Raw genomic sequence first — 19,974 nt, 5'->3', positions numbered from 1 at the left:
AATAAGCGAGGTGGCGACGAAAATGACGAAAAGCTATGTAATCAAGCCTGAATTGGGCAAAGAGTATCCGGTAATTTCTCACGGAAAAGGCATCTATCTTTACGATAGAGAAGGGAATCGTTACATCGACGGTTCCAGTGGAGCGGTGACGGCAAGCATTGGTCACGGTGTAGAAGAAGTGGCTGAGGCGATGTATGCGCAAGCCAAGGAGGTTTCCTTCGTATACCGCTCGCATTTTAGCAGCGATGCTGTGGAGAAACTGGCTGCAAAGCTGGGTGAGTGGGCACCAGGCTCACTGAACTGGACATTTTTTGTCAGCAGCGGTTCGGAAGCAACAGAGACTGCACAAAAAATCGCGATTCAGTACTGGCAGGAAAAAGGAAGACCAACGAAAAATCGGATTATCTCCCGCTGGATGAGCTATCACGGGATTACAATGGGTGCACTTTCGATGTCTGGACATGTCTTGCGCAGAAAGCGGTTCACCTCATTATTGGCTGACTATCCGGCGATCACAGGACCATATCCGTATCGTAAACCAGAAGACATGTCCCTCGAAGCGTATGCGCTTGCGTGTGCAAACGAGCTGGAGACCGCGATTTTGCGCGTCGGACCTGAGCAAGTAGCGGCATTCATCGCTGAGCCTGTCATCGGCGCTTCTGGTGGGGCTGTTGTGCCGCCAAATGGTTACTTCCAACGCATTCGCGAGATTTGCGACAAGTATGAGGTTCTGTTTATCGCAGACGAAGTGATGACAGGGGTAGGTCGCACGGGGAAAGCGTTTGGGATCGACCATTGGGACGTCGTACCTGACCTGATGGCATTGGGTAAAGGGATGAGTGCCGGTTATACGCCAATGGCTGCTACGATTGTCTCGGACGAAATCATTGAGACCATTACAAAAGGCAGCGGCTCGATTATGGCAGGACATACGTATAGCGCCAATCCACAATCTGCTGCTGTTTCTCTGGCTGTCCTCGAATATGTGGAGAAGCATCAGCTAGTCGACAAAGCAGCAGAACAAGGTGCCTATCTGCTTACCCGCCTAAAAGAACTGGCTGACGAGCTCCCGTTGATCGGAGATGCACGTGGTCTGGGCATGCTGTGCGCGCTGGAATTAGTGAAAAACAAGCAGACAAAAGAGCCGTTTGCACTTTCTCAAGGGGTAGGCGGGAAGGTCATTGAAAAAGCATTTGAAAAAGGCTTGCTTATTTATCCGGCAATGGGCGGAATCGAAGGGGTGGCAGGAGATGCTGTCATCATCTCACCTCCACTGACCATTACTACGGAGCAAATCGATGAGCTGATATCTCTGCTGAAAGAAGCGGTGGTAGCTGTTCAGCAAGAGCTCCAAGACAAGGCACTGATCGGATAGAGGAGGAGGAACGAGAATGACAAACCGATTTGAAAAGGTCGTCTCCCTGTCCGAAGCGCTCACCCATTTTCACGATGGGATGACGCTGTTGGCAGGGGGCTTCGGTGGGGTAGGGAACCCGCCTACGTTGATTCAGGGGATTTTGGATAGGGGCGTTCGTGATCTGACGTTGATCAGTAACGATACTGCTTTCCCGCATATCGGAATCGGCAAGCTGGTGACCGAAAAGCGCGTTAAAAAAGTCATTGCTTCACACATTGGCTCAAATCCGAACGCAGGGGCCCAAATGACGGCTGGAGACCTGGAAGTAGAGTTCTGCCCGCAGGGGATACTTGCAGAGCGTGTACGGGCAGGTGGAGTCGGTCTGGGAGGCATTCTATCGGATGTCGGTATCGGGACGATCGCGGAAAAAGGGAAGCAGAAGGTCGTTCTGGATGGAAAGGAATACCTGTTGGAGACACCGCTTACTGCCGAAGTGGCTATCGTACATGCGAAAAAAGCGGATCGCTTTGGCAATTTGGTGTTTGATACAAGTGCACGCAATTTCAATCCGTTAGTGGCGATGGCGGGCGACATTACTATCGTGGAAGCGGATGAGATTGTAGAGGTAGGCATGATCGACCCGGAAGAAATCGTCACCCCGGGCGTTTTCGTGAACTTTATTGTCCAAAGTGAAGGGGTGAACTGGCAATGGGCATGGGAGAAGTAAAAGAAACAGAGAGCTATCGTGAACGAATTGCCCGCCGCGCAGCGTTGGAAGTAGAAGACGGCATGATTATTAATCTGGGAATCGGCATTCCGACATTGGTTGCGGATTTTATCCCAGCTGACAAGCGGGTCATGTTTCACGCGGAGAACGGCATTCTCGGTACAGGACCAAGCCCTGCGAAAGGCGAGGAGAACGCCATGCTATGCAATGCGGGCGGTTTTCCTGTCACGCTCGCCACAGGGGCATCCTTTTTTGACAGTGCGACTGCTTTTGCCATCATCCGTCGTGGACTGTTGGACATGACGATTTTAGGAGTCCTGGAAGTAAGCCAAAATGGTGACATTGCCAACTGGATCGTTCCAGGCAAACGCGTCCCAGGCATGGGAGGAGCTATGGAGCTGGCACAAAAGGCCAAGAAGGTCATGGTTGTGACCACGCATCTGGATAAAAACGGACGTTCGAAAATCGTTCGGGAATGTTCATTGCCGTTAACCGCGACAAAAGCAGCGGATTTGATCATCACGGATATGGCAGTAATGGAGGTCATGCCAGATGGGTTGTATCTGCGAGAAGTCATGTATCCTTACAGTGTCGCTGACGTGATTGGAGCAACGGAAGCCGAGCTCAAGATGGACGGAGAGGTTGGCGTTTTCCGCTAAGCAAAGACAAAAACCATGGAACGGGGGAAAAACATGGCAAACTGGCAGGTGCTTATTCGGGAGCAATTGGAAAAAGATCGCGAGGCGGCTGTTCAACTGCTACAGCAATGGGTAAAAAGCCCGAGCGTACAAGGCGAAGAGCAATCCATCCAGCAAAGCATTGCAGAGCTTTTGGGGCAGATGGGGCTGGACGTTGACTTATGGGTCATGGAAGGCGAGGAGCTGGTGTCACATCCGTATTTTGTCTCCCCGCGCACGACGTTTGAAGGCAGCCCGAATGTCGTCGGTGTGTGGAAGGGTCAAGGAGATGGGCGTTCCATCATTCTAAACGGACACGTGGATGTAGTGCCTGAGGGCGATCTGGCACAGTGGAGCGATGACCCGTTTAGCGGGAAGGTTGTGGACGGCAAGCTTTACGGACGTGGAGCAACAGACATGAAGGGTGGAAACTTATCTTCACTGTTGGCGATCCAGGTTCTACAGAAGTTGGGTGTGCAATTGAAAGGCGATGTCATTTTTCAGAGCGTCGTAGAAGAAGAAAGCGGCGGTGCTGGAACATTGGCGACCATCATTCGCGGGTACAAAGCGGATGCTGCCCTGATTCCAGAGCCGACCAATATGAAAATTTTCCCGAAGCAGCAAGGCTCCATGTGGTTCAGATTGACCGTCAAAGGGCGTTCTGCTCACGGAGGGACCCGCTACGAGGGAGTCAGCGCCATCGAAAAGAGCATGCTCGTCGTTCAAGCAATTGGTCAATTGGAAAAAGAGCGAAATGATCGACTCGACGATCCGCTCTACGCCAAGCTGCCCATTCCGATCCCGATTAATCTGGGGGTGATTGAGGGTGGCAAGTGGCCTTCGTCTGTAGCTGACCTCGTCAAGCTGGAAGGAAGGATGGGGGTTGCCCCAGGAGAGCAGATGGACAATGCCAAAGCCGAAATGGCAGCAGCACTCAAAAAGCTGGCTGAGATCGACCCGTGGTTTGCAGAACAGCCCGTCGAGCTGGAGTGGTTCGGAGCTCGTTGGGTTCCGGGAGCAGTGGAGCTAGATCATTCGTTGATGGAAATTCTGCAAGCACAGTTTGAAGCTGTGACAGGAGATCGTGCCATTGTGGAAGCATCGCCTTGGGGAACAGATGGCGGTTTGTTGACGGCTTTGGCTAATACCCCAGCGATTGTTGTCGGACCTGGAGTCACACAGGTTGCACACTACCCGAATGAATACATCGTTTTGGATGAGGTATTCCGTTGTGCAGAGATCTTTGCGCTTACGTTACTGGAATGGTGCGGTGTAGCTAAAAGTGTGAAAGAGTAAAAAGATATCCAAATATTTCAAAATCAAGACAGGAAGGCACGCGCATGAGGGAGAATGTTTGGAGGTGAACTCCAATCAATGAGAGTGGGGATACCAATGAAAAAAACGTGCTTTATCGGGGGAGAGTGGGTGCCAGCCACTGCTCATGCACCGCTATTCTCTCCATGTACGGGTCAAGAGATTGCACAAATTTCGCAAGCAGACTCATCATTGGTTGAAAAAGCAATTGCTGCGGCCCACGAAGCTACAGCCGTCATGCGGCGTCTTCCTGCCTATCAACGCTCCTTCCTGCTTGAAAAAATCTCAATTTTGATGAATGAACGTTTGGAGGAAGCGGCACGGATCATCGCAATAGAAGCGGGAAAACCAATTAAAACAGCCCGCGGTGAAGTGATTCGAACCATTCAGACGTATAAGTTTGCGGCAGAGGAAGCCAAACGCCTCCATGGAGAAACTGTACCAATCGATGCAGCTATCGGCGGAGAGGGGCGCCTGGCTTACACCGTGCGTGAACCACTGGGAGTCATCGGGGCCATTACACCCTTTAATTTTCCCATGAATCTCGTCGCCCATAAGGTCGGACCTGCTCTCGCTGCTGGTAATACTGTTGTTCTTAAGCCTGCATCGCAGACACCGCTTAGCGCATTGTTTCTCGCAGAGCTCGCAGAGCAAGCTGGTGTGCCTGCAGGAGCCCTAAATGTGATCACAGGCAGTGGTGCGAGTGTTGGCGATAAAATCGTGTCTGACCCGAGAGTCAGGGCGGTGACGTTTACAGGGAGCCCAAGTGTTGGGATGGATATACGCAATCGAGCGGGCATGAAAAGAGTCACGCTCGAGCTGGGATCGAATTCGGCAGTGATCGTTGATCGCGATGTGCAACTCGATGATGTGATACCCCGATGCGTTTTTGGCGCCTTCGCCTATTCTGGGCAGGTATGTATCTCTGTGCAAAGAATTTATGTGGTCAAAGAGATCTATCATGATTTCGTCCAACAGTTTGTTGAACAAACACGAGCACTTCGCGGTGGTGATTCGCTCTCTGAGGACGCGGACTATTCCGCTATGATCAATCCACGCGAAACAGAACGTGCGATGGAGTGGATTCATGAGGCGCTCCAGCAGGGGGCACGTTTGGAGTGTGGGGGACAGATCGTGGATCGGATGCTCCAACCTACGGTGTTGACGGGTGTTCCGGCAGATGCAAAAGTTTCTTGTCAGGAAGTATTTGGTCCTGTCGTTCTGATTAATCCAGTGGAGTCTGTCCGGCAAGGCATTACGTTCGTCAATGATTCGCGCTATGGATTACAGGCTGGTGTCTATACCAACAATCTGTCGTTGGCTCTGGAAGCGGCAGAAGAGCTGCGCGTGGGCGGTGTGATGGTAAATGATATTCCGACTTTTCGCGTGGACCATATGCCCTACGGTGGCGTAAAGGAAAGCGGACTTGGTCGGGAAGGGGTCAAATACGCAATAGAAGAAATGACGGAATTGAAACTCGTTGCCATCAAACGATAAAGGAAATGGATACAGGGCTCTTGCAAAAAATAGTAGAGCTGTGATATAGTAAGTATTGTTGAAATACGGAGGGATACCGAAGTGGTCATAACGGGGCGGTCTTGAAAACCGTTAGAGTGCAAGCTCACGCGGGTTCGAATCCTGCTCCCTCCGCCATAAATACAAATGAACCGACTCCAGTTGAAAAGCTGGGGTCTTTTTTATGGTTGAGAGCTTTGAGTGTAAGTTGTCGTTTCTTTATTGTAAAAATATCAGAAAATAAAGAAAACTATTATATAATGGAGATGAGACTAAAAGTGATGGGGGAATTTGCATGCTCGAAGCGCAACGGGTTCGTAGAAATGCACTTGGCGATATTTTGCGAAGAAGTCGTGGGCGAAATCCTGATAAGCCTGCCCTGTACTTTGAGGAAGAAGTATTGACCTACACGCAGCTTGATCAGCTTGCAAATAAGACGGCTCATACGCTTCTTTCAAGAGGCTTGCAAAAAGGGGAGCGGGTAGCAGTACTTTCACGCAACTCGATGGATTTTGCGATTCTGAACTTTGGGCTAGCGAAAGCAGGAGTCATCATGGTGCCGATCAACTTCATGTTGAATAAGGAAGATGTCGCCTATATTTTGGGTCATGCGGAAGTGAGTGCGTGCTTCGTATCCCCTGAATTCCTGCAGCTCGCTCAAGACGGACTCCAATTAGCTGGAATTTCCCCCAAGCTGCTTTCCCTCATGTCCAAACCTACAGTACAAGCAGGGGAATGGTTGCCTTTTCGCACGCTGATGGAAGCGGCAGACGACCATGAGCCTGAAGTAGATATAGCGGATGAAGATGTTGTACAGATTTTGTATACCAGCGGAACGGAATCAAAGCCAAAGGGCGTTATGCTCACGCATAAAAGCATTATCTCCGAATATGTCAGCGCGATTATCGAAGGCGGGATGACGCAGGAGGATGTGGCTGTTCACGCTCTTCCCTTGTTCCATAGTGCGCAGCTTCATTGCTTTTTGGGACCGTACGTGTACCTAGGTGGGAGCGGTATTATTTTGGAACAGGCAACCCCTGCGTTGATGCTGCAGACGGTAGAGGCGTATAAGGCTACTCAGTTGTTTTGCCCGCCAACCGTATGGATTGCAATACTGCGTTCTCCCGATTTTGCCGTGCGCAATTTGAGTTCTTTGCAAAAGTGCTATTACGGTGCTGCGATCATGCCTGTAGAAGTGTTAAAAGAGCTTGGTCAACGTCTCCCGAACGCACAGTATTACAATTTTTACGGGCAGACGGAAGTGGCGCCATTAGCAACTGTTTTACAGCCGAAGGATCAGATGAGAAAAGCGGGCTCTGCAGGCAAGCCAGCGTTAAATGTAGAAACGAAAATCGTCGATGATGATGGGAATGAAGTCCCTCGTGGAAGTGTTGGTGAGATTGTACACAGGACCAGTCATGCGATGCTGGGGTATTTCCGAGATGAGGAAAAGACACGGGCTGCTTTCCAGGGAGGGTGGTTTCACAGCGGGGATTTGGGCATCATGGATGAAGAAGGCTATATCACGGTCGTTGATCGGAAAAAGGATATGATTAAATCGGGGGGAGAGAACGTTGCAAGCAGGGAGATTGAGGAGCTTATATATCAACATCCGAAAGTGTCTGAGGTCGCAGTGATCGGAGTTCCCCATCCGTACTGGATCGAAGCAGTGACGGCTGTCGTTGTGCCAAAAGCAGGTGAGTCACTGACTGCTGACGAGATGCTTGCTTTTTGCAAAGACCGTCTTTCCTCCTTCAAAGCACCCAAATATGTAGTGATTGCCGACAATCTTCCTAGAAACCCTAGCGGAAAAATTTTGAAAAGAGAGCTGCGCCTCCGATACGAAACACTGACGACTTAGCCAGTCACAAGCTCTAACATACAAAATAACCCGCTCTATTACAGAGCGGGCTTTTTACTGCTGTGATTATTTTACGTTCGAAACAGTCGGACGATCGGCTTGAATGACTTCAAAACGATAGCCTTTTTCTTTCAAGTACGAAATGATTTCTGGGAGAGCTTCAGCTGTTGGTGACTTGGTACTGGAATCATGCATCAATACGACGATTTCTTTTTGTGACTTTACTTGCTGCTTTATATTGGCCAGTGTTTGAGCGGCTGTGTATTTGTTGCTTCTTGCATCGCCGTTTGTTACATTCCAGTCGATAAATGAATAGCCACGTTGTTGCGCCTCTGCTTTGATCGCATGCATGACTGTATGCTGCTTGTTATAACGGTTGGGATCTTGATATTTCAAACTGACGGTATTCGTGCTGCCACCTGGATAGCGGAATACTGCTGGTTTTACGCCGGTTGCTTTTTCAATCATTTGACTGCCTTTTTCTAGGTCTGCAAAAAAGCTCTCCATGTTTTTGTAAACAAGTTGATAATTATGGGAATACGAATGTCCTCCCACCGCATGCCCTTCAGCTACAATCCTTTTGAGAATGGCCTCATGACCAGCTACCTCACGGCCTACTATAAAGAAGGTAGCTTTAACCTGATGCGTTTTCAGCGTATCCAAAACGCGTGGAGTTACTGAAGAAGGTCCATCGTCAAAGGTTAAATAAGCGATCTTCTCAGAAGACTTCGGTGTCTGAGGAATCGGTTTTGTAGCTGGTTCAGGTTTCTTCGTTGGATTGGTCGTTCCATTATTATTGCCAGGCTGCTGTGGAGTCGGTGTCTTTGGCTTTTCTGGCTTAGATGGTTTCGGTTGTTCTGGTTGCTTTGGTTGTTTTGGGTGTTTCTGTTGAATCGGCTGCATTGGGATAAACGGTTCATCGCCATAGATCAAATATTTTTGCCGCAGCTCTACAAATTTCTTAAGATCCACTTCATAGGAAGAAACAATCTCCTGCGGGGATTTGCCTTGTTCGAGAAGCAGACCGATTTTGTTGGTACCCATCACCTTGTCGAACATGGAGATTTGCATACTTGTACTTTTGGGCATAGGGAATGGCTGCAATTGCTTGGCGTAAGCCAGCGCGTAAATACCTGTTTTTACAGGGTTAAACTGATGTAGATCGTTGATCTGAAGGCGTACGCCCCCGGCAGTTCCTTTATTCTCAGGAATAAAGATGACACCAGGCAGAAGACTTCCATTTAACAGATCGGCGTACTTGTGCGAATCCAGACCCTCAGCCCCGATCCAGGTGAAATGGTCGCCTTGACGAATGGGGGTACCCTCACCCAAACCAGTTGCCATATACCCGAAAACCGAGGTCAAGTTAGGGATATGCGGAGAACTCGGAATCCAGGCTAAACCTGTCTGTTGATAAATCATGCTGCGTGCATACCCTTGCATCGGAATGACGGTAAGATCTACACCGATGGTACGGTTGAAAAACAATGCCAGCTCTCCGATCGTCATGCCATGTGTAAGCGGGAGGGTATCCACTCCGATAAAGGAGCGGTAAGGCAGTTCAACTACAGGACCCTCGACAATTGTTCCGCCGAGAGGATTCGGTCGATCCAGTATCATTACTTCTTTTCCTTGTTCCTTTGCAGCTGTCATGGCGTATTGCAAGGTAGATATGTATGTGTAGGTTCTCGATCCGATATCTTGCAAATCAATGAGAAGAATATCAATGTCTTTCAGCATTTCTGGTGTCGGCTTGCGAGTTGATCCAGACAAGCCGTAGACCGGTATAGCGTAGACGGGATGAACAAAGCTCGTTACTTGTTTTCCTGCGACCGTTTTTCCGTCGAGGCCATGTTCAGGTGCATAGAGAGTGGTTAAATGGACGGAGCGATCACGTCGTAACATGTCGATCGTGCTAACCATTTGACTGTTCAGACCTGTTTGATTCGTAATCAACCCGACTTTTTTGCCTTCAATGAGATGGTGGAACTGATTGAACAGTACATCACTTCCCAATTGGATGGCCGTCGTATTGGCGGAGCTTCCTACTGGAGGAATTAACGTTAAGATAAGTGCCAGGATGAGGAAAGGGAGAAATTTATTCATCAGTCATTGCCTCTTTCAAGATAAAATGCTGTCGCTTCTTGTCTATTGTAACGGTTTTGGAAAGCAAGATGGTTGCATTTTTGTAACAATTTGAAATTAGGTCAAAAGGAGGAGGAAAAAGTAACGAGATGGAAGAGAACTACTAGGAAAGAACGATCTTTTGAAAGGGAGACTGTAGGAAATTCTTGAAACAGTCCTCATCCTATAGTAGATTAAGAATCGTATGAACTTTTTTGGAAATGGAGTGAATGTTTTGCTTAAAAAAGTAACCTCATTACTGCTAGCGATCGCCCTGGTACCAATGGCAGCGTTTTCTGCAGCGGCAGCACCTGCACCTGTTGCGCCGAAAGCAGTACAGACTGCTGTTAAAGTGGAGTACAATAAAAAACAAATCGCGTTTCCTGACCAAGCACCTATTATCAGCCAGGGGCGTACACTGGTTCCGATTCGTCCGATTGCAGAAAGCCTCGGTTTTGAAGTGCAGTGGAACGAAGCTACTCGTACCGTAACGATTAACAAAGGAAAAGATAACATCAGATTGGTCGTTACACAAAAAATTGCCAAGAAAAATGGACAAACGATCAACCTAGACGTGCCTGCACAGATTGTGAACAAGCGTACTGTAGTACCTGTTCGTTTTATTGCGGAAGCGCTGAGTTACAAAGTAGATTGGGATCCAAAAACTCAAACCGTTTTGATTGCGGATAATGTGAACCCTAATCAAGTCGGACAACAGGAAAAACCAAAAGATCCGACGAAACCAGCAACAGACGAGAAAAAGCCTGAGCAGGTTGCATTTATTGACAAGGAAAGTGTTAAAGGTAAGACCTTTTCTTTAGCCAATTTGGGAGTTTACCAAATCGTCGGTAAAGTAGAACCTGGAACAGAGGTTACCGTAACGTTGGAAGACAAAACATACGAAGTGGAAGTAACTGCTGAGGGTACTTTTGAGTTTTACCAATCCACGAATGATGGAATCAGAAGCTACACTCTCAAAGCTGAAAAAGACGGCAAAAAAGATACATTTGAAGGTGACTTCCAAAAGACGAATTAAGGTAGCTACTTCCTGAGTAAGAACACCTCCTGCACATCACACTAAGTGCAAGGAGGTGTTTTTGTTGTGAGACGAATGAGTGGGAGTATCATTGCTGTGCTCCTGTTTGCCGGCTTGCTGACAGGGTGTTCGCCTAACAAAGAACAGGGCACCGAAGATCAGAACGGAAATCAGGCCAAATTTGAATCTCTCGGGATTAACTTCCAGAACGATAACGTCGCTAGGGATAAAGGACCGGCAGCCATGATTAGCCAAAAGATGGTTCATCAGCGTGAGCCGCAGCTCGTGACACACTTGGAAGGGCATGCGGAAAAGCTGCCCGGTGTAACCGATATCAAGGTGTTAGCGTACAAGGATAACTTGATTGTAGGTGTGCTGCCAGTCGATACTCCGAAGCCTGACGAAGTCAATCCGCGGACGTCGATCCCGTATACACCTGGAAAAATTGTGCGAGTCGATAATGGACATCCAGATTCGCTGCATAAACGTGTTGTGGATCGGATGAGGTCACGCTTGCAGGCAGAAACACGCTTCAACATATTATACGTCTCTACCAATCGCGCTGTTTATGACCGAATCGCAAATTTGCATTCACGAATTACACACGGAGAGCACATTAGTGACGAAGAATTCCAAGTTTTGTTAAATGATATTGGATATACTGTTATTGGATATAATTTAGTGGATTGAATGAGCACCACCTGGACTCCCGGGTGGGCTTTTTGTTGATTAAGAGTCAATTGGCAGGAGAATAGTTAGAAATGGGGAAATAGTCAAAGAAGAGCAGGAGAACGGCAAGGAGTGCACATTTTATGATTCCAATCCACATCCCTATATCCAAAATAACTCCTCCAGGACAGAAGCCATATGTCTTACGGCGACCTGCATTGGCAAAAAAATTACGCCTGTTGAAATATACGCAGCTTTGTCTCATTCATGCAGGGACAGGCTATGGCAAAACGACTTCTCTGGCTACATTTTTGCATGATGAAGCACTGGCTGCATCCTGGTATACGATCCAGGATGGAGACGATGCCCTTCTTGCGTTTGTCATCTGTCTCGTCGAAAGCGTTCGTCAGATTCATTCCAATTTTGGACAGATATTGCGAGAGCGACTCATACGTATCACTGAGCAAAGTCCGGTGCCCTCCATTGACAGTAAGGTATTGGTCGACTGGTTCGTCGGGGAATGTGTACAACTCCAGGTGGACCACATACTTGTTTTGGACCATTACCAACGAATAGATGATGGTAGTGACGTCGATCGATTTATTCAACGGTTAGCCGAGGCTCTCCCACAAAAAGTCAAGCTGGTCATCTTAACGCGCTCTCGACTGAAGTGGTCTAATCTCGACTTGTTGTCCGCAAGAGGCGAGTGTCTGGAACTTACAACAAATGACCTTTCTTTTACGTTGGAGGAGTGTGAAGCCTTTTATTCAGATCAATACGACATTACGCTGTCCGAAGACGATTGGGGCCGCGTAGAAGAGGTGGCGCAAGGCTGGGTGATGGCGCTGCGCACTTTTGGTGAAATGGTAACGAGGGGGCAGACGGTTTCTGACAGTCTGCGTGAGTTATCGCGATTGCTGCATTTGCTGGAAGTGGAAATTTGGACACAGCTAGACGCAGGTATGCAGCGCTTCTTGATGGAGGCAGCGGTTCTCGAGCAATTCGACCTGGAGGATTGCAAGCAAATACTCGGGGAAGGATACATCGAGCACCTGTATGAAGCACAGCGTTGTAATCTTTTTTTGCATGTCCAGGCAGGATCTCATTATTCCTTTCATCCGCTTTTCCAGCGTCTCCTGTCTAGTAAGCTGGCTGCGAATCAAGCGACGTACGTGCATGTCAATCATAAGGCCGCAGGCTGGTACAGACGTAAAGGGGACGAGGCAAAAGCTTTTGGGCGGTTGCGGCTCGTCGAGCAGTGGGAGGTGCTGGGTGAATGGTTGTGCCAAGCATCGGAAAGGTTGCTGCAAGCAGGGAAGCTGGATTTTTTATACGAGTGGATAACACTGTTACCAGAGAACATCAAGTGCGAACAGCATTGGCTGCTGTTTTATCAGGGCGAAGTAGAACGTTATCGCTGTCTGTATGCGAAGGCCTTTTCTTCTTATGAGCAATTTTTGAAACAATGTGAACACAAGCAAGATCAAATCGGATTGTGCCACGGGCTGGAAGGGCAAGCACGCGTTCATCTGGACAGCGTACAAGGCGTCCGGGCAGAAGAACTGCTTAAGAGAGCGATTCAACTTTTGCCCCCATTTGAACAAGAGAATGAAATGGCACCGAGGCTATACCGTTTGCTGGCAGAAATTTATACGAATCGCGGAGATGCCAAACAGGCGGCAGCTTGGTATGAACGGAGTCAGGAATTAGAGCAGCAGACGGAGGTTGAGCTGGAATCGCGCCTGTTGTTCCGTACTGGCCGATTGCAGTCCTCCATTCAGCTCCTGGAGAGTAAGTGGCAGGTAGAACAGAGGAAGCATCCTCCGCTGACCAGATCGTATCGGGAAACCTCTTTGCTGCTATCTTTTGTGTATGCATTGAATGGTGAATGGGAGCGGGGGTGGGAATCCGCAGAAACTGCGATCCAACTCGGACGTGCAGCGCATTCACCATTTGTAGAGGCAAATGGCTATGTTCGAAAAGCCCATGCTGCCCTCATCAGTCAAACATTACCTATGGATGAGATTCGCCAGCTTTATGAAAAAGGTTTGCAGATCATGGAGGAGCTCCAGTCGACACGCGGAAAGTCAGAAACGCTTCTGGGACTAACCCTGCTTCACGCAAGAGAAAAGGCACTCGACCAAGCCCTTTTGTATGGCAACAGGGGGATACAAGAGACAGAGGCAATGCGCGACGACTGGTTAGGCAGTCTGGTACGGATGGCGATTGGGATTGCATACGCCAAATACGGTAAAGAAGAGGAAGCATGGGCTACCTTTATCGACTGTGCCGACCGACTTAGTCACTGCGGGGATAGCTACAGTGTAGTCATTTGTCAATTATGGCTGAGCTTCTTGGCTTATCGCAAAAAACAATGGGATTTGTTTGTACCTGCGGTGACGCAAGCTCTGTCCTTGATGAAGTCCGGTGAATATCAATTCCTTTTGCAGCGACCGACCCTGCTTACCCCACATGATGTACAGCAGCTTATGCCAATTTTGATTGAGGCAGAGCGACGGAAGGTATCACCGGATTACGTCTCTCAGCTGTTAAATGATTTGGGCTTGCAAAACGTGACCTTCCACCCCGGCTATACCCTTCGTATTCAGACGCTTGGTGCATTCCGTGTATGGCTGGGAGAGCAGGAACTGAGCGAAAAGGCATGGCAGCGTGGGACAGCCAAGCTGTTGTTTCAGCTTTTATTAACGAAGAGACATCATTTGTTAGCCCGGGAAGAAATCATGAACCGACTTTGGCCAGACAGTATCGAGGAAGCGGCAATCCGCGATTTTAAAGTGTCGTTGAATGCGTTGAACAAAGCCCTCGAGCCAGATCGTGCCGCCAGAACAGATACATTCTTCATTCAACGCCATGGCAGCTCTTACGGTTTCAATCTGGCATCGGGCTACCATATGGACGTCGAGGAATTCGAAAAGCTCGTTACATTGGGCTTGGCAGAATCAGACCGGCGTCAGGGAGCCATCCTTTTGGAAAAAGGGCTTGCGTATTATTTGGGCGATTACATGCCGGAATGCCGTTATGAGGATTGGTGCGTAGAAGAGCGTGAGAGAGTGCAGGCACTGTTTTTACGCGGAGCAGAGAGGGTAGCCAAAATCATGCTAGAGGATGGGCAATTGGAAAAAACAATCCGCTGGTGTGAAGCGATTCTGCGGGTGGATGATTGCTGGGAGGAGTCGTACCGTTTACTAATGACTGTGTATTATCAGCAAAATAATCGGACACAGGCCATTCGCTGGTACGAAAAATGTGTAGCAAAACTGAGGGAGGGCCTCGGTGTCGCGCCAATGCCTGCAACCATGGAAACATACCTTCAAATTATCGAGAAGTAAAAGATCGCCCACAAAGCGATCTTTTTTTGTACATAGAAGGAATGGCTGCTTGACAAAACTAGGAAGTATTCGTAATATAATCTTTGTACTGACCAGTCAGTTCAAAAAATTGAAAGGGGACAGGAGTGATGGCACCATCCAAAAAAGATCAAATTGCAAATGGAGCTTTAACCGCATTTGCCCAATTGGGATATAGCGAAACGACCATGGATGCAATCGCGGAAATGGCGCAGGTGGCAAAAGGAACACTCTATTATCACTTTTCCACAAAGGAAGAGCTGTTTTTGTACGTGATAGAAAAAGGCGTGAAGATGCTGATTTACCATGTAGATAATGTAATGCAAAATGAAGAGCTTTCCTTGGAGGATCGCATTCTGAATGTGCTGGATGAGCATCTTCGCTTCTTTTCCGAGAATCAAGATTTGTGTTTCCTGTTGCTGAGTGCCTTCTCAGGAGATGGACAGCGCGACAGGATGGTTGGCAATCTGTTAGGTGGCTATTTCAGCACAATGGAGTCACACATGCTGGAATTGCAGCAGCAAGGGTATATCCGGGCAGATATCGATATTCGTACACTCGCTTCTGCATTGTTCGGCATGGTTGGTTTTACCGTGCTTCGCAAGCAATTTCGCAAAGAGCCAGTGAACAGTGCCGCAGATAAACAGACGCTTCGTTACATGCTTTCAGGAATGTTTTAAACCAAATAACGTCTAGAGAAACGTAAAACAAGAGGAGAAGACAGATGAACAAACGTGCATGGATCGGTATAGGTAGCTTTGTAGTCAGTATTGCAGTACTTGGAACCGTATTGTTTGGTTCAAATGTGAGTAGCATGGCTGGTAAGAACACAACGAAATTAGCAGGTGTAATCGAGGGAACAGAGGTAGATCTCTCTTTTAAAATGGGCGGTTCCATCGAACAGCTCTCCCTAAAAGAAGGAGACGAAGTAAAGGCAGGGCAAGTCGTTGCCACGCTAAACAGCGCGGAGATTCTCGCGAAGAAAGAGCAGGCTGAAGCTGCTTACAAGCTCTCTCTCGTCAAGCTTGATCAGGCGAAAAAAGGAGTATCTGTGACGGATAACTCCAGCAATGCTCAAGTCGACCAAGCAAAAGCAGCAGTCAGCTCGGCGCAAGCACAGCTTGATGCGAACAGAAATGGGGCGCGTTCGGAAGAAATTACGCAGCTCAAAGCGAAATTACAAGCAGCACAAACTTCGAATCAAATTGCCGCGACGAATTTGGAAAGAATGAAAAAATTAATGGCGGAGGGTGCTGTTCCACAAGTGAAAGTGGAAGAGGCTCAGATGCAAGCAGACAAGGCGCAAGCGGAGTTTAAAGCAGCAGAAGAACAGTTGAAAATGGCTCAAACTGGATCGCGCAAAGAGCAGGTCGATGCCGCACAAGCACAACTGGATCAAGCAAAAGCTGCATACAACCAAGCTGTAGCAGGGAGAGGCCAAGTAGGCTTGAAGGAGCTGGATGTTAAATCCGCAGAAGCGAACGTCATGCAGGCAAAAGGTGCGCTGGCTGAAATGGAAGCCTATGTGAACAACACCAAGCTGTCAGCGCCAGTAGACGGAATTGTAAAAGCAGTTGCCGTTCAAAAGGGAGAGCTGGTTTCGCAAGGTTTCACCGTTTTGACGCTCCAAACGAAATCAGACAACTATGTCAAATTTTATGTGAATGAATACATGCTCGCGAATGTGAAATCAGGCGATCAAGTGAAATTGTTTGTCCCAGCCCTGAACAGAGAAGTAGATGCCAAAGTGGTTACTGTAGCTCCTGCTGCTGACTTTGCCGTAAAAAAAGCGACACAAGAACTCGGTGATCGTGACATTCGTTCCTTCCAAGTGAAGCTGTTGGTGTCCGATCCGGAATTGCGTCCAGGCCTGACAGTTGAGTGGCAACTTGAAGGAGCTGGTAATGGTGAATAGTTTCTCTCACCTGTTCTGGAGCGAATGGAAAAATCTTTTTGCAAACAAAACCATTCGTAATATTCTCTTCCTCGTTCCGTTGATTTATTTAACAATGTTCGGTTTTCTGTACAGTGAGAAAAAAGTGATGGAGATCCCTACTGTGATGGTGGATGCCGATCAAACCGAATTGAGTCGTGAGCTCTATCGCGCCTTTGAGGTCGATCATACATTTCGGATCACGTCCGTTGTAGGAACAGAAGAAGAAGCAATGAAATTGGTTGACAAGGGCGAAGCAAATATCGCCCTGATCATTCCTGCAGGATTAGAAAAGGATGTGAAGGCTGGGAGAGAGGCAGAGGTACTGACTGTTATCGACGGCAGCAACATCATGATCTCGAATACGGCAGTTCGAGCGGCGAATACAGCGATTAAATCTGTTTCAGCAGGAACCACGCTGAAGAAGATGGAAGCAATTGGCGGATGGGGAGAAAAAGGGAAAAACATGTTTACGGGTATCGACTATCGATACAGAGTGCTGTATAACCCGACCTTCAGCTATTTGTCCTTCATGGTATTCGGACTCGCAGGTACAGTGCTACAGCAAGTGCTGTTTCTCGGAATCGTATTGTCGGTTGCCCAACAAAAAGAAGAGGGTACCTGGAAGGCTACACTCTCTCGCCATAGCTTCTTTGCGATCACGGCGAGCAAATTGTTGCCGTACTTTCTGGCAGGAACCCTCAACATGTTCCTAGCGTTTACACTGATGTTAAAAGGTTTTGATATCCCTTATTACGGAAGCACGTTCGACCTGATGCTACTGGCTACCATGTTTAACTTGGCGGTATTGGCTATTGGTTATGCCATCTCCTTTGTGTCCAGCAGCCAGCTCCAAGCTACTCAGATCGGGATGATGATTGCAGTACCTTCGTTTATGTTATCTGGCTATACTTGGCCACTCATGTCGATGCCGACTGGAATTGTCGCGATTGCAAAATCTTTGCCGCTGACGTATTTCTTGAATGGTGTCAGAGAGATCTTGACGAAGGGACATGGTCTGTCAGCTGTCATGAATGACTTTGTCGTTCTCGGCTTCATGACTCTCATCGGGTTGTTCGCAGCCTATCTCATTTATTTGTTGCAGATAAGGAAAATGAAGGGAAAAGTTAGTGAGCAAACGGCGGTTTAAATGGCAATTGAATAGGATAACTTGGCTACGCTAAACCTTTGGCGTAGCCTTATTTGCGCTTATACGATGCTATCTATCATCTTGTGAAGCGGTCTGGTTGTATAAAAATAACCCTTGTGTAATAAATAATCTTTCCTTTATACTTATTATAAAAAAGGCAGATTCTTCAACATTAGGGGGACTTTATGTCAGCGACTCATCTAAAGCAATTGTGCGAGGAGACGTACACCAAGTTGAAAAAGGTCAGCATGGAAGTGGAACGTTTTTTGAATCAGGTTACCCTAGCTGGTCTCGTATCCGCATCAGGTGATCCTGAAGAATTTGAAACGTATTACCGTAACTATCTTTCCGACTTGCGCCACCTTTTGGTTTACTGCGAAAATGCATACGAAAGGCTGGGAGTATCCCTCCGGCGTGCACGATTTCATGAGGAGTTTGCCGAGGAAGTATTGTATCAGGTATACCATACCTGTATAAATAACTTCTATTATCCCAAAGGTGAGGTTTACGAAGAGGATGGGCGGTTGGCCTATACGGGTCAGGACTGTATCGTTTTCCGCAAGCAGGTCACCCTTGAATTGCAGCAGTTGACCTTGTCCCTGTCCAGAGTGTTCGAACAGATGCGTAATGATTTGCAGTATTATGAGACAGACTATATTGCGAAAAAACAAATGCAACAAGAAAAAGCACGAGCTTAAAAGATTCGTGCCTACATATAAAGGGAAAAAAGGTGGATTCGACCACCTTTTTTATTTTTATCTTTTTGTAAGCCTTTTTGTTCACTGAACTTATTGCCCACCAAAGCGCAGACGTTGAAAAAACTTATTAAGCAAGCCGCCGATTGTTTTCGGAGGTTGTTCTGTTTTGACTCGCTCGGCCGGTTGGGCTTGGCGAAGAGCCTGGTTCACATTGATCATACCGTATCCGTATAACTGATCGTGCCCAGGAGCACCGAGGTCAGTCGAGGATTGTCTAATGAGATTCATCACATCTTTGGTATTCATATTGGGATGAATGGAACGGATGAGCGAAGCGAGTGCAGCGACATGAGGGCACGCCATCGAAGTACCTGATAGCGAGGCATAGTCGCTAGAAATGTACGTGCTCGGAATATCGACCCCAGGAGCAGATACATCCACATAATCACCAAAGTTGGAAAAATCAGCGCGTTCTTTACGATGATCGACAGCGGCAACGGCGAGAACTTCATCATAGGCAGCAGGAAAGCTAGGCTGATCACTCGCATCGTTTCCGGAAGCCGCGACTAACACGACATTTTTATCAAAGGCATAGCGACAAGCTTCCCTCAGAGCAGCAGAGGAGGTGTAGTTGCCTACACTCAAGTTGATGACATCCGCTCCGTTATCTGTCGCCCAATAAATGCCTTGTGCGATGTCCACGGCTGATCCCGAACCGTCTGCGCCAATGGCTTTGATCGGCATGAGCTTGCTTTTCCAGGACATCCCGGCTATACCATCTGCGTTGTTCGTTTTCGCGGCAATGACGCCCGAAACGTGGGTTCCATGACCATTATCATCCTCAGGTTTGTTACTGCCATCCAAAACGTTGTAGCCTTTGACTAGCTTACCAGCAAATTCTGGATGCTTCATATCCACACCTGTATCGACGACTGCAACGATGACATCACTGCTGCCTTCGCTAACGTCCCAACTTTGCTCCATGCCAATTAGAGGAAGGTTCCACTGGTATTCTTTGTAATACGTATCGTTTGGTTTCACGTTCGGGAGTAAGAGGTAATTTGGCTCGGCAAATACGGAGTCAGGATGTTCAGCCAGTTTTTTCATGAGCTGCTTGGTAGTCATGCTCTTTGATTTGATAATGAGAAATTTGTCAAAATCACGTTTGATCTTGGCATCTAAAGAAGAAACGAGCTGATCAATTTTTTCTTGCTTGGGGCGTGGTGAAAAGCGCACGACGACTTCATTTTCTACATAATGACTGCGATCACGCTGGTTATGATGAAGCGTTTGAATATGGCTTTTTTTCTCCAGGTCACGACGAATGTCTTTCACCTGTTCAATGTAGTTAATACGAGGAATTCTCGCTTGAACCGATGTCACGCGGGGATGAGGTTCGCGCATTTCTTGTTCTGCATTCTGATTCATCCGATACGGGACAACTACGAGACCGACCAAGGCAACAACGGCAACAAAAGGCCAGACGCGCAAAAAAACTCACTCCCTCCAGTGCTGTTGTCTATAGCGTGCACATGAAGGGAGTGA

The 19,974-nt window shown here is 47.9% G+C and carries 15 protein-coding genes and 1 tRNA gene; 14 read left to right on the top strand and 2 right to left on the bottom strand.

What is annotated here, in order from left to right; genetic code table 11:
- Window positions 1–22 precede the first annotated feature (22 nt).
- From POF51_RS24850 to POF51_RS24820, 7 genes are all read left to right on the top strand, one after another.
- A complete protein-coding gene (locus tag POF51_RS24850) occupies window positions 23–1,375 on the top strand; it encodes an aspartate aminotransferase family protein (RefSeq protein WP_069852434.1) in 1,353 nt (450 codons plus the stop codon).
- Between the two features lie 16 nt (window positions 1,376–1,391).
- Window positions 1,392–2,084 carry a 3-oxoacid CoA-transferase subunit A gene (locus POF51_RS24845; RefSeq protein WP_069852432.1) on the top strand — a complete coding sequence of 231 codons (693 nt, stop codon included), beginning with the start codon at window positions 1,392–1,394 and terminating at the stop codon, window positions 2,082–2,084.
- Window positions 2,066–2,743: a 3-oxoacid CoA-transferase subunit B gene (locus tag POF51_RS24840; protein ID WP_069852430.1), complete on the top strand. Its 678-nt coding sequence runs from the start codon at window positions 2,066–2,068 to the stop codon at window positions 2,741–2,743. Before POF51_RS24845 ends, POF51_RS24840 begins: the two co-directional genes overlap by 19 nt.
- Before the next feature lie 33 nt (window positions 2,744–2,776).
- Window positions 2,777–4,057, top strand: coding sequence for a peptidase (locus POF51_RS24835; RefSeq protein WP_069852428.1), 1,281 nt, complete (start codon window positions 2,777–2,779; stop codon window positions 4,055–4,057).
- Window positions 4,058–4,153: 96 nt separating this feature from the next.
- The gene (locus tag POF51_RS24830; protein WP_170831638.1) at window positions 4,154–5,572 is read left to right on the top strand and encodes an aldehyde dehydrogenase family protein; all 1,419 of its coding nucleotides are present in this window, start codon (window positions 4,154–4,156) and stop codon (window positions 5,570–5,572) included.
- Window positions 5,573–5,639: 67 nt separating this feature from the next.
- Window positions 5,640–5,728 (top strand) — tRNA-Ser (locus tag POF51_RS24825).
- 157 nt (window positions 5,729–5,885) lie between these two features.
- On the top strand, window positions 5,886–7,451 hold the full coding sequence (locus POF51_RS24820) for an acyl-CoA synthetase (protein ID WP_069852424.1): 1,566 nt from the start codon (window positions 5,886–5,888) through the stop codon (window positions 7,449–7,451).
- Window positions 7,452–7,517: 66 nt separating this feature from the next.
- Here POF51_RS24820 and POF51_RS24815 read toward each other — a convergent pair whose 3' ends face one another.
- Window positions 7,518–9,557 carry an exo-beta-N-acetylmuramidase NamZ domain-containing protein gene (locus tag POF51_RS24815; RefSeq protein ID WP_069852422.1) on the bottom strand — a complete coding sequence of 680 codons (2,040 nt, stop codon included), beginning with the start codon at window positions 9,555–9,557 and terminating at the stop codon, window positions 7,518–7,520.
- A gap of 223 nt (window positions 9,558–9,780) precedes the next feature.
- Here POF51_RS24815 and POF51_RS24810 point away from each other — a divergent pair, with 223 nt between their 5' ends.
- The 7 genes from POF51_RS24810 (at window position 9,781) to POF51_RS24780 (ending at window position 18,429) form a co-directional block, all read left to right on the top strand.
- Window positions 9,781–10,611, top strand: coding sequence for a copper amine oxidase N-terminal domain-containing protein (locus POF51_RS24810; protein WP_069852420.1), 831 nt, complete (start codon window positions 9,781–9,783; stop codon window positions 10,609–10,611).
- 75 nt (window positions 10,612–10,686) lie between these two features.
- On the top strand, window positions 10,687–11,301 hold the full coding sequence (locus POF51_RS24805; protein ID WP_217368932.1) for a YhcN/YlaJ family sporulation lipoprotein: 615 nt from the start codon (window positions 10,687–10,689) through the stop codon (window positions 11,299–11,301).
- Window positions 11,302–11,423: 122 nt separating this feature from the next.
- On the top strand, window positions 11,424–14,630 hold the full coding sequence (locus tag POF51_RS24800) for a BTAD domain-containing putative transcriptional regulator (RefSeq protein ID WP_069852418.1): 3,207 nt from the start codon (window positions 11,424–11,426) through the stop codon (window positions 14,628–14,630).
- 128 nt (window positions 14,631–14,758) lie between these two features.
- Window positions 14,759–15,328 carry a TetR/AcrR family transcriptional regulator gene (locus tag POF51_RS24795; protein ID WP_026042999.1) on the top strand — a complete coding sequence of 190 codons (570 nt, stop codon included), beginning with the start codon at window positions 14,759–14,761 and terminating at the stop codon, window positions 15,326–15,328.
- A 44-nt stretch (window positions 15,329–15,372) separates the two neighbouring features.
- Window positions 15,373–16,563 (top strand): HlyD family secretion protein, encoded by a 1,191-nt coding sequence (locus tag POF51_RS24790; RefSeq protein ID WP_069852415.1) that lies wholly within the window; start codon window positions 15,373–15,375, stop codon window positions 16,561–16,563.
- Window positions 16,553–17,731 (top strand): ABC transporter permease, encoded by a 1,179-nt coding sequence (locus tag POF51_RS24785; RefSeq protein WP_069852413.1) that lies wholly within the window; start codon window positions 16,553–16,555, stop codon window positions 17,729–17,731. Before POF51_RS24790 ends, POF51_RS24785 begins: the two co-directional genes overlap by 11 nt.
- Before the next feature lie 185 nt (window positions 17,732–17,916).
- A complete protein-coding gene (locus POF51_RS24780; RefSeq protein WP_069852411.1) occupies window positions 17,917–18,429 on the top strand; it encodes a DUF3907 family protein in 513 nt (170 codons plus the stop codon).
- Window positions 18,430–18,519: 90 nt separating this feature from the next.
- Here POF51_RS24780 and POF51_RS24775 read toward each other — a convergent pair whose 3' ends face one another.
- The gene (locus tag POF51_RS24775) at window positions 18,520–19,920 is read right to left on the bottom strand and encodes a S8 family peptidase (protein ID WP_069852409.1); all 1,401 of its coding nucleotides are present in this window, start codon (window positions 19,918–19,920) and stop codon (window positions 18,520–18,522) included.
- Window positions 19,921–19,974 lie beyond the last annotated feature (54 nt).

This window comes from Brevibacillus sp. AG (assembly GCF_028369215.1).
GTDB classification, from domain to species: Bacteria; Bacillota; Bacilli; order Brevibacillales; family Brevibacillaceae; genus Brevibacillus; species Brevibacillus porteri.
This window is presented reverse-complemented; position numbering and strand designations above follow the sequence as displayed.